A 14,407-nucleotide genomic window follows, 5' to 3' on the forward strand; every position below is an offset into this window, starting at 1 on the left:
CAACTCAAAAATCTGTATGGCTTCAGCTTCTTTTACCATGGACAGTTTGGATTAGTTTATTTTTTATTATGGGACCTTTAAAATGGTTTTTTGCTTACGTTATTCCATTATTAATTGCAAACGCTATTGTAATGGGATATATCGCAACAAATCACCGTTTGAATCCGATTGTTCCTGTAAACGATCCGCTTGCCAACTGTTTATCAGTAACAGTGCCGCGCTGGGTAGACGTGTTACATTTTAATTTCTCATATCATACAGAGCATCACTTGTTCCCAGGTATGAGCTCAAAATACTATCCATTAGTAAAAGAGAAAATTAAAGAAATGTGGCCAGAGCGCTATCATGAAATGCCGATGGGGAAAGCTTTAGCTGCGCTTTGGAATACACCGCGTGTGTACCACCAAGGTAGCGAGTTAATTGATCCGCATAAAGCTCATCTATACGGTTCCTTAGGGAATGGATTAGATCCTGCGAATATTGAATATCGCGAGGAAAGTATAGAAGAAGTAAAAAATGTAAAAAACGGCTAAAATATATTTCGGTATTAGAATCAGTGATTTTTATATAATAAAGATAAAAGCACGAACTCATGAAGAGTTCGTGCTTTTTACATAGGGATTTCTTTTTGCTTAGCGGGTTGTGTATGATTCATATTTTTTCGTGCTAATCGTTTCTCAAGAAGATGAACGAGGTATGTAAATAGAAGAACCAGCACAAGGTAATAGATGCTGACGACAATATATGTTTCAAGTTGCTGAAAGTTGGCAGCAGCTTCAGAAAGCCCGGATCCCCATAGCTCGGACATTCCTACATAGGCAACGAGTGAAGAGTCTTTTAAGCCGATAATGAACTGATTGCCTAGAGGCGGAATAGACAAACGAAATGCTTGAGGCAAAATAATACGTCGCATTGCTAATGGGTATGTCATTCCTAAAGAGCGAGCTGCTTCGAGTTGACCTCGGTCTACAGACTGAATGGAACCCCTGAAAATTTCGGTAATATAGGCGCCGTTATGAATAGCGAGGGCAATAGCGCCAGCCCAAAAAGGTGATAACACAATAACAGATGTAATTCCAAAATAGAGAATCATAATTTGTACAACTAACGGTATACCACGAATAATGGCAATGTATACATGTGCAATTCCATTTAAGAGTTTACTATTGGAAATACGAAAAAAAGCAAATAACAATCCAATTAGGCATCCAAGCAATAAGGAGGTTATTGTTAATTGTAATGTCAGAACAATTGCTTTTAGGAACGTTGGATATGTAGATATGAAAATATCGATCATTAGTATCACCTCTATATGAGTTGATTTTAATTTTATGAATATGATAGCAATGCCCTAAGGAAAGGTGCGGGGCACTACTCATGTATAAAAATTTATTTTGCTTTCTCGCCTAGAATGTTACGACCAAACCACTTTTTACTAATTTTCTCATATGTACCATCTTGAATGATTCCATCTAATGCTTTATTTAATTTTTGCATTAATTCTTTATCATCTTTGCGAACAGCAATGGCCATTTCATCAAGAGATAATGGTTTACCAGCATCTTTTATATTTGATTTTCCCTCTTTCATCATACGAAGACCGACCATTTGATCTGTGACAACAGCATCAACTCGCCCTGGTTCTAAATCCATAAGAGCGGTAATGTCGCTATCGTATTCTGTAATTTGATTTGTCTGCTTGGCAACAAGTGTTTTGAATGTACTTGCTTTTACGACACCTACTTTTTTCCCCTTTAAATCTTCAGCAGAGGAGATTGATGTGTTAGTTTTTGAAACGAAAATTTGTGCCCCAGAGCGATAATATGGATTCGTAAAATTAACCGCTTTGAGACGATCTTCTGTGATAGCCATACTTCCTAAAATTACATCATATTTTTTTGCTTGCAGACCTTGTATGAGTGTTTCCCAAGGATTTGTTACAGGAACAGCCTTCATATTCATTTTTTTAGCAAGTGCCTCACCAATTTCGACATCAAAGCCGACAAGCTTGCCATTTTCTTTATAGTTAAATGGTTTATATAAACCGCTCATTGCATAGCGAAATTCTTTCTTTCCGTCTGTTGATGTAGTGCTGCTTTCTTTACTACAGGCACTTAATACTAAAGAAGCACATAATGTAATCGCTGCTATTACTTTAAACATCTTTCGTTTCATAAAAACCCCTCCAATGTTTATATAATGTTTCGTAAAAATTGCTTCGCACGCTGATTTGACGGAGCGGTGAAAAACTGTTCTGGAGGTGCATCTTCTACGATTTGTCCGTCATCCATAAAAATGATGCGGTCAGCTACATCACGGGCAAATCCCATTTCATGCGTGACGATAATCATTGTCATACCTTCTTTTGCGAGGTCTTTCATAACTTGTAGTACTTCTCCGACGAGTTCAGGATCGAGAGCTGAGGTAGGTTCGTCAAATAACATAATCTTCGGATTCATTGCGAGTGCTCTTGCGATAGCGACTCGTTGTTTTTGGCCACCTGATAAAAGATCGGGCATTACGTTAGCCTTATCTTGCAATCCGACTTTTCCTAACAATTCGTAGGCAATGCTTGTTGCTTTTGTTTTGTCTAACTTCTTGACGTGAATAGGAGCTTCAATGATGTTTTCTAGTGAGGTCATATGAGGAAATAAATTAAAATGTTGAAAAACCATGCCGACATCTTCGCGGACTTTGTTTAGATTTGTATGTTTTGGATGGATTTTTTCTCCCTGTATCGAAATTTCTCCATCATCATACATCTCTAAGAAATTTAAACAGCGCAATAATGTACTTTTCCCTGAACCGCTTGCACCAATTAAGACAACAACTTCTTTTTCTTGCACGTGTAAATTGACGTTTTTGAGCACGTTTAAGGAACCAAAAGATTTTGTTAGATTTTGAACTTGTATCATGCATCCCCCTCCAATGAAATTCAGGTGTATAAAAATACCTTGTTTTTGGTAATTAGTCATAAATTGTCATATTCCTTTATTTTTTGTTAAAAATTTAAAGGGATTATAAAGTGGGGGATCTTATTGCCCGCGAATAGCGGGATAAATTGTCGTATATAAAATCTGTAAACAGCAATATTTAGGTGTGTTATATAGGATCATTGATAGAAAGGAATAGAGGTGTAATTATTTATTTTAAAATTTAATTATTTATTTTATGAATCTATATATCTTTTTATATGAAAAATATAGATAATAACATATAGAAGATACTTATATCATTTAGATAGGGGGAAGCTTAGGATGGAGAAAGAAAAGAAGCCTTTTTCCTTTGGATTGCGTATACAGCTAGTGTTGTTTACGACGATTTTAGCGCTTATTACGTATTCAACAAGTTTGGTGTTTATTTATGTTGTATATGATTATGTTCATGAATACATAAATCAAACTATGTACAATATTATTGTGATGATATTAGGGGTTATTTGGTCAGGGATTTTAGCATATTTTGCAGCAGATTTTCTTATTAAACCACTTCGAAAGCTGGAAGAAGCTGCCCATAAAGCGGCGAATGGAGATATTCGTGAAGATGTTTCTCTTCCAAAAGCAGATGATGAGATCCGTTCTTTAAGTGTTGCTTTTAATGCGATGCTTGGAAATTTACGGACAATGGTGAAAAATATTGATACAACGTTTGCATACACACACAATCAAGTACAGCAAATTCGAGAGCAAACAGGAGAGGCGACGAAACAAGCACAAGGAGTATCGGAAACACTCACCGAAATTTCCGTAGGAGCTGAGCAATCAGCTGCTTCTATTCAAACGATTGTTTCTACTGTTGATGCCACAATTTCTATTGCAAGTGAAGTAGAAGAAAAAGCAAAACAATCAGATCAATTATCTTCGCAAATGGTGCAGGCGCTTGGGCAAAGTACACGTGTTTTTGTGTCACTTATTGAAGGGATTCAAATGTTAGCAAGAGAAAATGAACAGTCGATGAAAAGTGTACAAAAGCTAGAAGATCACACGAAGCAAGTAGGGCATATTGTCTTATTAGTGAGTGAAATTGCTAGCCAAACGAATTTGTTAGCCTTAAACGCATCAATTGAGGCAGCGCGTGCCGGAGAACATGGAAGAGGGTTTGCAGTTGTTGCTGAAGAAGTACGAAAATTAGCAGATGAAAGTGCAAGTTCAGCACAAAATATTTCAAAGTTATTGCATGATATGCAAAACGAAGTGAACCATGTTTCTCTACAAATGAAAGAGCAAGTGAAAGTAGCGAAAGAAGAGGCAGAACGCGGCGAAGCAACAGAAGTTATTTTAAAAGAAATGACAGCAAGCATTATGGAAGTAGTGGATGCGATTCAAAAAATTAGTAGTTATATGAATGAACAGATGAATTATATTCATGAAACGGGTATACAAACGAAGGAAGTAGCAGCAATTGCTGAAGAAACTTCTGCAGGAGCACAGGAAGTTGCTCGCGTAACAATGAAGCAATCTGAAAATATGATATTCATTGATCGGCTATCAAAAGATTTAGAGAAGCGGGCAGCGGAATTAAAGAAGACAATTGCACAGTTTATGGTATAGGGAAGAACGATGATCGTTCTTCCTTTTTATTTTGTTGTAAACGAAAGGTGTTATGACGGTCGTAAATTAAAGTATGAAGGAAATATTATTATTGGTGATGACCGCTCATATGCTGATATGTTTGCCATTATAGATGATGCAGCGTATACAAAAATTAATGGTGAAGAAAAATCTGTAGGTGTATTGAAGTTTGATAAGAATCCAGCAAAAGGTTTACCAAAACAAGGTAGCGCTCATGCGCTACCTTATTTTATATTACTTTGCACGGATGAAAGTGTCACTTTATTTGTTCTTTAATCAATTGTAACAGCTGCGTGTGGGACGACATGTTCTATCCAATTGAAAAGCAGTTCTTCATTCAATAGGTATAAAGGAATTGCTAAAAGCTCTTGTTGGTTTTTATCATAAAAGACTATATAGTCTGTAGTAAAAGCGAGCTTCTCTAAGCGTTCCCCTTTACGGAATTTTCTTTTTTCAAAAGTAATCGCAGCAATTTCACTTGTGCGGATTTTCCATGCATCATATATTGTTTGATATTCAATGTAACCGTGTTTTAAATGAACAAATGTTGCTTTTACTTCGCGATAGTTTTTTTGAATAATCCAAACTAAAGCGGTAGCTAGTGCGGCAATCAACATGATTTCTACTAGGTTCTTGTCTTTAAAATAAAAGATAGAAAATCCTGCTAGTATAATAGAGCTAATGAGACGGAGATAATCAAATGAAGGTGTAAATTGATAAATCATTTCTTCATTGATTATTGCAATTTCATCATCATTGCTGCCAAATTCAATTGCGCGTTCTATATGCTCTTTAACAGAATATTTATGAGCTTCTTCGTATCCGGTGAATGCTTCTATTTCTATTGTTAATTCTCTTGTTAAGTTTTGTTTTTGCACACGAGCAACGGTAGTAAGTTCTCCTTTTTCTTTCCAGGGCATTTGTTCACTTGTAAACTTTGTTACATAATATATCCAATCGATGCCATTTTCATCTTGTTGCTCGCATTCTTTCCAAATTGTATGTGTACTAGGCAAATGTTTGAAGGTTCCTTCTAACAACATTTCTTCGATTTGTCCTAATACCAGTTGTTCTTGTGTTTTATATTGTAATGGGAACAAGTCTTCTCGTTCTAGAAGTTGTAACTGTAAAAATAGAAAACTCCGAGTCTCAGATAATTTTGCATATGTTTCATATAAATCCAATTCTTGCTCGATTCCTTTTCTTGTTAATGCGATAAGAGCACTACATGCGATCCAATCATCTTTTAGGGATAGGAAATTTTCGAGAAGCTCCCTTGTGTATGTATCACATAAAAATCCCATAATGCCGCAGTATATGCTTAACTCAGAACGAATTGGGAGATACATCTCATTCCATTGCTGATATACTTTGTCTATATAGTATTCTTTCTCAAATGATTGATAATCTTTGTATACTGACTGTGCTTTTGATGGCAAAATATGTTGTAACATTGCTTGATCGGATGGTGTTAATATGTATTTTTTATGAAGTAACAGTTGTAATAATAAAGCCAGAATATGAACCCCTTTTTCTCCTTCATCAATTTCCTTTAAAAGTTGAGGGAAAATGTGATGAGCAATGTCATCTAATTCTTCCAATAACCAGAAAGGAATGGTTACTTGTTCATCCTCACATATACTAACTAATTTCAAAAATGCAGGAATTCCTTTATATTCATCAATTTTTACTAATGTTTCAAGAGCAACTTCCTTTGCTCGTGATGAAAAATCGGAAAAACACTCTAATATTGGTTCAATGATTGTTTCGTTTGGGTATCGATTGACGAAAGAAAGGATACAAAAACTTGGATCATCTTGTTCATCTATGGGATTAGGATATTGTTTACTTGCAGCATAAACGAGATCTATAAGTACTGGAATGGGTATTTTGTTTTCTGTTATGTCGTGTAGCTCTATCATTGCTTTATAACGAATATCAAAAATTTGGTTATGCATAGCGGTGCATAACTTTTTAATTTTTAAAGATGTTAACATAAATCCTCCCTATTACTTTAAATATTACAATAGACTTTTTTAAAGATAATGGATTTGCTATATGTAAGCAATGGATTTTTAAAATGAACTGTATGGGAATTTCGTCCAATTTGGTATATGCCAGAAATTGTTCTCCCGATCTTTTTCATTTTTCTCTCTATCTTGAGGAGGGGGGCTGCCAGCGAATAGCGAGATAAAAAGTATAGACATTTATGTATCAGAAAGGGAACAGTAAACATATTAAATGAGTAAAAGTGGTAATATACGATAAAAAACCCGTTACAAATTTCACATATTTTGTTATGATATCTTTACGAAAACGTTTGCATCAACTTGTGCAAAAGGAGAGAAGAAATTATGAATAAAACGTGGTGGAAAGAAGCGGTAGCTTATCAAATTTATCCGCGCAGCTTTATGGATTCAAATGGCGATGGTATTGGAGATCTGCAAGGTATTATTTCAAAACTAGATTATTTAAAAGAACTTGGTATAGATGTAATTTGGATTTGTCCAATGTATAAATCACCAAACGATGATAACGGCTATGATATTAGTGATTATCAAGATATTATGGACGAATTTGGTACGATGGCTGATTTTGATGAACTATTAGCAGAAGTGCATAAACGTGATATGAAGATTATTATTGATTTAGTTATTAATCATACAAGTGATGAGCATCCGTGGTTTATTGAATCGCGTTCTTCCAAGGATAATCCAAAGCGTGATTGGTATATTTGGCACGACGGAAAAAATGGAAAAGAACCGAATAACTGGGAAAGTATTTTTAATGGATCTGCTTGGGAGTATGATGAAGCAACTGATCAATATTACTTACATCTGTTCTCACGTAAGCAACCAGATTTAAACTGGCAAAACGAAGAAGTACGTGCGGTGTTATATGACACAGTGAATTGGTGGCTTGATAAAGGAATTGATGGCTTCCGTGTTGATGCGATTAGTCATATTAAAAAAGAAGAAGGGTTTAAAGACATGCCGAATCCAAAAGGGCTCAAGTATGTACCTTCTTTTGATAAACATATGAATGTTGATGGTATTCAGCCGCTTTTAGAAGAGTTAAAAGCAAGAACATTTGCCAATTATGATATTATGACTGTCGGCGAGGCAAATGGTGTGAAAATTGAAGATGCTGAGCTTTGGGTTGGAGAAGAGCAAGGGAAGTTTAATATGGTATTCCAATTTGAGCATTTAAGCTTATGGGATGCAGAAAAGAAAAAAGAACTTGATGTTGTAGGGCTTAAAAAAGTTTTAACGAAGTGGCAAAAAGGTTTAGAAAATAAAGGATGGAATGCGCTCTATATGGAAAATCATGATAAACCTCGTATTGTCTCTACTTGGGGTGATGATAAACAATATTGGCGCGAAAGTGCAACAGCTTTAGGGGCAATGTATTTCTTTATGCAAGGCACACCGTTCATTTATCAAGGTCAAGAAATTGGAATGACGAATGTTCAGTTCCCGCGTATTGAAGATTATGACGATGTGGCGATTAAGAACTTATATCGTCAAAAGATTGAAGAGGGGACACCTCATCAAGAAATTATGGAGATTATTTGGGCATCTTGCCGTGATAACTCACGTACACCAATGCAATGGAGCAGTATGGAAAATGCCGGTTTTACAACAGGTACGCCTTGGTTTGGGATGAATCCAAATTATAAAGAAATTAATGTAGATGTGCAGCAAACAGATTCAAATTCCATTTTAAATTTCTATAAAAAGATGATTGCATTGAAAAAAGAGCATGAAGTGTTTACTTATGGAACGTACGACTTACTTTTAGAAGATGATCCACAAATTTATGCGTATACACGTACGTTAAGTGATGAAAAAGTTGTTGTAATCAGCAATTTATCAGAGAGTGAAGCTGTATATGATGAGGCTGCATATAAGCTAGAATGCAATCGTTTGCTTTTAAATAACTATGAAGTAGAAGAGCATGATGCAATTACAACAATAACTTTAAAGCCATATGAAACAAGAGTTTATTATACTTATTAAAAAAGATGCTATATAAGCATCTTTTTTTTATAAAAAAGACAAATTTTTATAAAATTATTATTGCAATATGAAAACGCTTTTATTAAAATGAATTTATGAAAACGATTGCGTAAAAAATGTTTTCGTAAGGGGATAAGCAATTATTATTTATACATGAGGGATTGTAATTTAGAAAAAGGAGGAACAAAGGATGAAGAAGCTTGCATCTTTCGATTTTTGGCAAAAGTTTGGAAAAGCTTTATTAGTAGTAGTTGCGGTTATGCCAGCTGCTGGTTTAATGATTTCCATTGGTAAGCTAATCGGTATGTCTGCTGGTGATGTAGCTGCAGTACAAACGATTGCTAGAGTTATGGAAGATATCGGTTGGGCAATTATTGTAAACTTACATATTTTATTCGCTGTAGCAATTGGGGGATCTTGGGCAAAGGATCGTGCAGGCGGTGCATTTGCAGCATTGCTAGCATTCATATTAACAAACCGAATTACAGGAGCGATTTTTGGTGTAAACGCTATAATGTTAGCGGATTCAAAAGCGAAAGTCTCTTCCTTATTAGCGGGAGATTTACTGGTAAAAGATTACTTTACTTCTGTTCTTGGTGCACCAGCACTTAACATGGGAGTATTTGTAGGGATTATTTCAGGTTTCTTAGGAGCTACGTTATACAATAAATATTATAACTATAATAAATTACCACAAGCATTAGCGTTTTTTAACGGAAAACGCTTCGTACCATTCGTAGTAATCGTTGGTTCTACAATCACTGCTATTATTTTATCGTTCGTATGGCCATTCATCCAAAGTGGATTAAACGAATTTGGACGTTGGATTGCAGCTTCAAAGGATAGTGCACCAATTGTTGCACCATTTGTATATGGGACACTTGAACGTTTATTATTACCATTTGGCTTGCATCATATGTTAACGATTCCAATGAACTATACAGCGCTTGGCGGCTCGTACACAATCTTAACAGGTGCCAAGGCAGGACAAGTTGTAGCAGGACAAGATCCATTATGGCTTGCGTGGATTACAGACTTAAATAACTTAATAAATAAGGGTGATATGACAGCGTATCATGATTTATTAAATAATGTTGTTCCAGCACGTTTCAAAGTAGGACAAGTTATCGGTTCAACTGCATCATTAATTGGTATCGCATTTGCGATGTACCGCAATGTAGATGCAGAGAAACGTCATAAATATAAACCAATGTTTTTCTCAGCAGCATTAGCAGTATTTTTAACTGGGGTTACAGAGCCGATTGAATTTATGTTTATGTTTGTCGCACCAGTACTATATGTTGTTTATGCAGTTATAACTGGTGTAGCATTCGCATTAGCAGATGTTATTCATTTACGCATCCATGCGTTTGGTTTTATTGAATTATTAACTCGTACACCAATGATCGTTAAGGCAGGATTAACAAGAGATCTTATCAACTTTGTTGTTGTATCAGCTATATTCTTTGGATTAAACTTTACAATCTTCAACTTCTTAATTAAAAAGTTCAATTTACCAACACCAGGACGTGCGGGTAACTACATTGATAATGAAGATGGGGCTGAAGAAGTAGCAGCAAATGTAAAAGAAGGTTCATTAGCAACAGCGGTTATCGAGCTATTAGGCGGGAAAGATAACATTGCCGATGTAGATGCCTGTATGACGCGTTTACGCGTAACAGTAAAAGATTTAGATATCGTTGCACCAGAATCGAATTGGAAGAAAAATGGGGCACTTGGATTAATTGTAAAAGATAAAGGGGTACAAGCTGTTTACGGTCCGAAAGCTGATGTATTAAAGTCAGACATTCAAGATATTTTAGGTGCATAGCAAATGAAATTATTAACTTTAAATTGTCATTCATGGCAAGAAGATGAGCAACTTGCAAAGATTCATTATTTGGCAAAAACGATTCAAGAAAATGACTATGATGTCATAGCGTTGCAAGAGGTAAGTCAATTAATTGAGGCAAGAAATGTATCCGGGAACATGAAAGAAGATAATTTTGTACGTTTATTACAAGTGGAGTTAGAGAAGCTTGGAGCGGCAAAATATGACGTTGTATGGGATTTTGCTCATATTGGATACGATGTGTATGAAGAAGGTTTAGCAATTTTAACAAAGCATTCCATTACAAAGAGCAATTCGTTTTTCGTATCAGACAGTACGGATACAACGTATTGGAAAACACGAAAAATTGTAAGCGCAACAATTTCCTATAATAATGAACCGGTGACAATTTATTCTTGTCATCTTGGCTGGTGGATTGATGAAGAAGAGCCGTTTAAGAAGCAAGTAGATCATTTATTGCATCATGTAGATAATAATGAGTTGTCGTTTTTAATGGGTGACTTCAACAACAATGCACGTACGCAGAATGAGGGATATGACTATCTCGTAAAAAATGGTCTATACGACACGTATGAATTAGCAGAAAGAAAAGACGAAGGAACAACTGTGCAAGGAAAGATTGCTGGTTGGGATGAAAATAAGAATAATTTACGTATCGATCTTATTTTAAGTAATCATCCTGTGAAGGTTGTTTCCTCACAAGTGATTTTTAATGGTATGAACCGAAATGTAGTATCAGATCATTTTGGTGTAGAAGTTCAAATTAACGTGTAATGAAAAAGCAACCACCGTGTAGAATGCGGAATGGTTGCTTTTTTATTACATTTTATATATGATTTTAATTATTGAACGTAAAACCAAAACGGTCAGTCAGTGTTATAATTTACATGTGTTCATTATATAATGACGTATAAAGCTTACTGGGAAAGTGTTGCTTATTTTAATTTAAAAATCTCGATAAACGGTGATATAATGGCAAAATGTATGTATGAATTTGGGAAAAAGAAAAAATATATGATTAGGTGATTAAAAATATGAAACAAATATGGCGTATTTATACGACAGACATACGGAATGTAGCAAAACATTGGGCTGCGATCGTTATCATATTGGGGCTTACGATTTTACCTTCGCTCTATGCGTGGTTTAATATTAAAGCCTCTTGGGACCCTTATGGCAATACGAAAGATGTTCCGATTGCAATTTCCAATGAAGACAAAGGTGCAAATTTAAGAGGGAAAGACATTAATATAGGGAAAGAAGTCGTTAATTCCCTAAAAGAGAATAAAAACCTCGGTTGGAAGTTCGTTGATGAGAAGCAAGCAATAGATGGTGTAAAGCATGGTGATTATTACGCAAGTATTACCATTCCAAAAGATTTCTCCGAAAAAATTGCAACGGTATTAAGTGATAATCCGCAAAAACCAGAACTTCAATATTATGTGAATGAAAAGGTTAATGCGATTGCACCAAAGATTACATCATCAGGTGCATCAGGTGTTGTACAGGAAATAAGTAAAAACTTCGTAAAAACAGCGAATGGTGAGATTTTTAAAATCTTCAACGAGCTTGGGATTGATTTAGAAACGAATTTACCAAGTATCGAAAAAGTAAAAGAACTTGTTTTTAAATTAGAAACGCAGTTTCCGGAGATTAACAATTTGGTTGATACGGCATTAACGGATGCCGATACAGCACAAAAACTTGTGAAAACAGCGCAAGACACATTGCCGACCGTTGAGAATGTCATTCGAGATGGACAACAAATGACGAAGGATTTAGATGCATTTTTTACACAGAATACGAAAACGTTAGAAGCTGCACCAGGAGCAATTAAAAACAATCTAGCATTTCTAAAACAGTCTGCAGATGGTGCGGTACAAATTACAGAGTTCTTGAAAAATCCAGCAGGGAATTTAGATTTAGCGAATATTAACGAGCAAACATTAACAGAATCATCGAAAACTGTAAAAAGCTTTTTAGCATCTACTCGCCAAGTATTAGAATCTACACAACAAATGGCAAATGCTATAAAACAAAATAATGTCGTTGATCCTGAAACGACAAAACAAAATCTTCAAATCATTAAAAGTCAAATTGATGTTAGAAGTCAACAAGTGGATACAATCATTTCATTGTTACAAACTCTTAATGAAACATTTAACACAACAATCTTTAATGATAATATTAATCGATTGAAAGGTTTAAAAACTGTATTAGATAATACAAGTAAGAAGATTGATAATACGATTAAGGCTATAGATCAAGGACAACAGCCGTCACAAGATGCAATCAATGCACTAGATCAAGGGGCTAAAGATGGAATTTCTATTATCGACGGTATTTTAGGAGCATGGCCTAAATTGGATCAATTAAAACAAGAGGGAGTAAATTTAGACCCTGCGAAAAACGGATTGAATTCTTTAAAAGCAAGTTTGACAGCTGGAATACAAGTGATAGATGGAATTATTCCAGTATTAAATGATGCAGATAAAATTGCCGGGGATTTAAATAAAACAACAAATATACCAAATACAATTAATCAATTGAACAAAGTAAAAGGTGAATTCCAAAAAGGAATCGATGGGGCAAATTTAGCATTAGATGCAATGAATAAAGGACAGAAACCTGCAAAGGATGTAGTTGATGGTATAAATGCCGCGTCTAAAAATGCTTCAGCGGCATTAGGCGACATTTTAGGAAGATATGATTCTGAAATTGTTCCAAGTTTTAATGATGCTATTGAACGTACAAAACAAATGTCAAAAGATACATCACAAATCTTAAGTGAAGCAAATAAAAGTCTTCCTGATGTGAAGAAAGTACTGGATGATGCATCGAAAGGTTTGGTTCTTGGCAAGGGAGAAGTTGAAAAAGTAAAAGCTGAACTTCCTGATGCACAGAAGAAAATAACAGAAATTGCTAATAAAATTCGCGAATTTGAATCACAAGAAGATTTAAAGGATATCATTCGTTTGTTAAAGCATGACGTAGAAAAACAAAGTGATTACTTCGCAAACCCAGTAAGCTTAAAAGAGAATAAATTATATCCAATACCGAACTACGGTTCAGCGATGTCGCCGTTCTATACAGTGTTAGCGTTATGGGTAGGAGCATTACTTATGGTTTCATTGTTAACGGTAGAAGTACATGAGGAAGATGCGGAGTATAGAAGTTATCACATTTACTTTGGGCGTTTCTTAACGTTCTTAACGGTTGGCCTTGCGCAGGCGTTTATCGTAGCGATGGGCGATATGTTTTTACTAGGTACTTATGTAGTAGATAAATTCTGGTTTGTTCTATTTAGTATGTTGATTAGTGCGGTATTTGTCTGCATTGTTTACTCGCTCGTTTCTGTATTTGGGAACGTCGGAAAGTCAATGGCGGTTATTTTACTCGTACTACAAGTTGCTGGTTCAGGTGGAACATTTCCAATTCAGATGACGCCGAAATTCTTCCAAGCTATTTATCCATTCTTACCGTTTACGTATGCGATTAGAATCATCCGTGAGACAGTTGGCGGTATGCTGTGGGATATTGTATGGAAAGATCTTCTCGCATTGGGTGTATGGGTAGTTGTCATGCTTATTATTGCACTGCTCTTGAAAAAGCCAATTAATAAGTCGAGCAGTAAGTTTGTAGAAAACGCAAAAGGAAGTAAGTTAATTCATTAATAGAAAAAGGTTCCTGCCGATGGGCAGGAACCTTTTGTTTATGAAGAGCGAGTGTAGGTTAAGTATGTCGAACATCGTTGAAGGGTCTTTATCCCGCATGAACGGGCAGTAAAGGCTGGAGAAGAGCGGGGAAGAAAACGGCTGGCATGCGCCTGATTGGTGAGAGCTTTCCATCAGTGAGAAAAGCATCACTGATGAAAGTTTCACTTTATATTGTGTCGAAGCGCCGATACATTATTGGACATGAAAGAAGGAGTTGAATGAAAGGGCATCTACATCCCTTTTCATTCA

Annotated in this window: 10 protein-coding genes and 2 pseudogenes; 8 read left to right on the forward strand and 4 right to left on the reverse strand. The window is 35.6% G+C overall.

Features of this window, described 5'->3' with window-relative positions; all coding sequences use genetic code 11:
• Window positions 1–533: fatty acid desaturase family protein (locus AB1284_RS00190; RefSeq protein ID WP_429761845.1), on the forward strand; the 533-nt coding region annotated here is incomplete at its 5' end.
• 77 nt (window positions 534–610) lie between these two features.
• On the opposite strand, the gene AB1284_RS00195 is transcribed toward AB1284_RS00190, so the two are convergent.
• The 3 genes from AB1284_RS00195 to AB1284_RS00205 all read right to left on the reverse strand — a co-directional run bounded on the left by AB1284_RS00195 (window position 611) and on the right by AB1284_RS00205 (window position 2,915).
• Complete coding sequence (locus AB1284_RS00195; RefSeq protein WP_429752596.1) at window positions 611–1,297, reverse strand: amino acid ABC transporter permease; 687 nt, start codon at window positions 1,295–1,297, stop codon at window positions 611–613.
• Between the two features lie 92 nt (window positions 1,298–1,389).
• A complete protein-coding gene (locus AB1284_RS00200; RefSeq protein WP_429752594.1) occupies window positions 1,390–2,175 on the reverse strand; it encodes an ABC transporter substrate-binding protein in 786 nt (261 codons plus the stop codon).
• A gap of 17 nt (window positions 2,176–2,192) precedes the next feature.
• Window positions 2,193–2,915: an amino acid ABC transporter ATP-binding protein gene (locus AB1284_RS00205; RefSeq protein ID WP_429752592.1), complete on the reverse strand. Its 723-nt coding sequence runs from the start codon at window positions 2,913–2,915 to the stop codon at window positions 2,193–2,195.
• A gap of 507 nt (window positions 2,916–3,422) precedes the next feature.
• On the opposite strand from AB1284_RS00205, the pseudogene AB1284_RS00210 reads away from it, so the two are divergent.
• The 3 genes and pseudogenes from AB1284_RS00210 to AB1284_RS00220 form a co-directional block, all read left to right on the forward strand.
• A pseudogene (locus tag AB1284_RS00210) lies at window positions 3,423–3,608 on the forward strand (HAMP domain-containing protein); the annotation flags it as partial.
• 15 nt (window positions 3,609–3,623) lie between these two features.
• Window positions 3,624–4,550: a methyl-accepting chemotaxis protein gene (locus tag AB1284_RS00215; RefSeq protein WP_429761864.1), complete on the forward strand. Its 927-nt coding sequence runs from the start codon at window positions 3,624–3,626 to the stop codon at window positions 4,548–4,550.
• 54 nt (window positions 4,551–4,604) lie between these two features.
• Window positions 4,605–4,847, forward strand: a pseudogene (locus AB1284_RS00220) (lipoprotein BA_5634 family protein); the annotation flags it as partial.
• On the opposite strand, the gene AB1284_RS00225 reads toward AB1284_RS00220, so the two are convergent.
• Complete coding sequence (locus AB1284_RS00225) at window positions 4,844–6,568, reverse strand: hypothetical protein (RefSeq protein WP_429752590.1); 1,725 nt, start codon at window positions 6,566–6,568, stop codon at window positions 4,844–4,846. The pseudogene AB1284_RS00220 and the gene AB1284_RS00225 sit on opposite strands and share 4 nt — an antisense overlap.
• A 357-nt stretch (window positions 6,569–6,925) precedes the next feature.
• On the opposite strand from AB1284_RS00225, the gene AB1284_RS00230 reads away from it, so the two are divergent.
• The 4 genes from AB1284_RS00230 (at window position 6,926) to AB1284_RS00245 (ending at window position 14,116) form a co-directional block, all read left to right on the forward strand.
• Window positions 6,926–8,590 (forward strand): glycoside hydrolase family 13 protein, encoded by a 1,665-nt coding sequence (locus AB1284_RS00230; protein WP_429752588.1) that lies wholly within the window; start codon window positions 6,926–6,928, stop codon window positions 8,588–8,590.
• A gap of 190 nt (window positions 8,591–8,780) precedes the next feature.
• A complete protein-coding gene (locus AB1284_RS00235) occupies window positions 8,781–10,421 on the forward strand; it encodes a PTS transporter subunit IIBC (protein ID WP_429752586.1) in 1,641 nt (546 codons plus the stop codon).
• Window positions 10,422–10,424: 3 nt separating this feature from the next.
• Window positions 10,425–11,216: an endonuclease/exonuclease/phosphatase family protein gene (locus AB1284_RS00240; RefSeq protein ID WP_429752584.1), complete on the forward strand. Its 792-nt coding sequence runs from the start codon at window positions 10,425–10,427 to the stop codon at window positions 11,214–11,216.
• Between the two features lie 260 nt (window positions 11,217–11,476).
• Entirely contained in the window at window positions 11,477–14,116 is a 2,640-nt protein-coding gene (locus tag AB1284_RS00245; protein WP_429752582.1) for a YhgE/Pip family protein, read from the forward strand.
• Window positions 14,117–14,407 lie beyond the last annotated feature (291 nt).

It is taken from the genome of Bacillus sp. S2(2024), assembly GCF_050474045.1.
Lineage (GTDB): Bacteria > Bacillota > Bacilli > Bacillales > Bacillaceae_G > Bacillus_A > Bacillus_A yunxiaonensis.

Excerpts from the sequence above, each read along its gene's own strand:
- AB1284_RS00200 (WP_429752594.1), bottom strand. The coding sequence starts at position 2,175 with ATGAAACGAAAGATGTTTAAAGTAATAGCAGCGATTACATTATGTGCT.
- AB1284_RS00195 (WP_429752596.1), bottom strand. The coding sequence starts at position 1,297 with ATGATCGATATTTTCATATCTACATATCCAACGTTCCTAAAAGCAATT.
- AB1284_RS00245 (WP_429752582.1), top strand. The coding sequence starts at position 11,477 with ATGAAACAAATATGGCGTATTTATACGACAGACATACGGAATGTAGCA.
- AB1284_RS00235 (WP_429752586.1), top strand. The coding sequence starts at position 8,781 with ATGAAGAAGCTTGCATCTTTCGATTTTTGGCAAAAGTTTGGAAAAGCT.
- AB1284_RS00205 (WP_429752592.1), bottom strand. The coding sequence starts at position 2,915 with ATGATACAAGTTCAAAATCTAACAAAATCTTTTGGTTCCTTAAACGTG.
- AB1284_RS00215 (WP_429761864.1), top strand. The coding sequence starts at position 3,624 with ATGGTGAAAAATATTGATACAACGTTTGCATACACACACAATCAAGTA.
- AB1284_RS00225 (WP_429752590.1), bottom strand. The coding sequence starts at position 6,568 with ATGTTAACATCTTTAAAAATTAAAAAGTTATGCACCGCTATGCATAAC.
- AB1284_RS00240 (WP_429752584.1), top strand. The coding sequence starts at position 10,425 with ATGAAATTATTAACTTTAAATTGTCATTCATGGCAAGAAGATGAGCAA.
- AB1284_RS00230 (WP_429752588.1), top strand. The coding sequence starts at position 6,926 with ATGAATAAAACGTGGTGGAAAGAAGCGGTAGCTTATCAAATTTATCCG.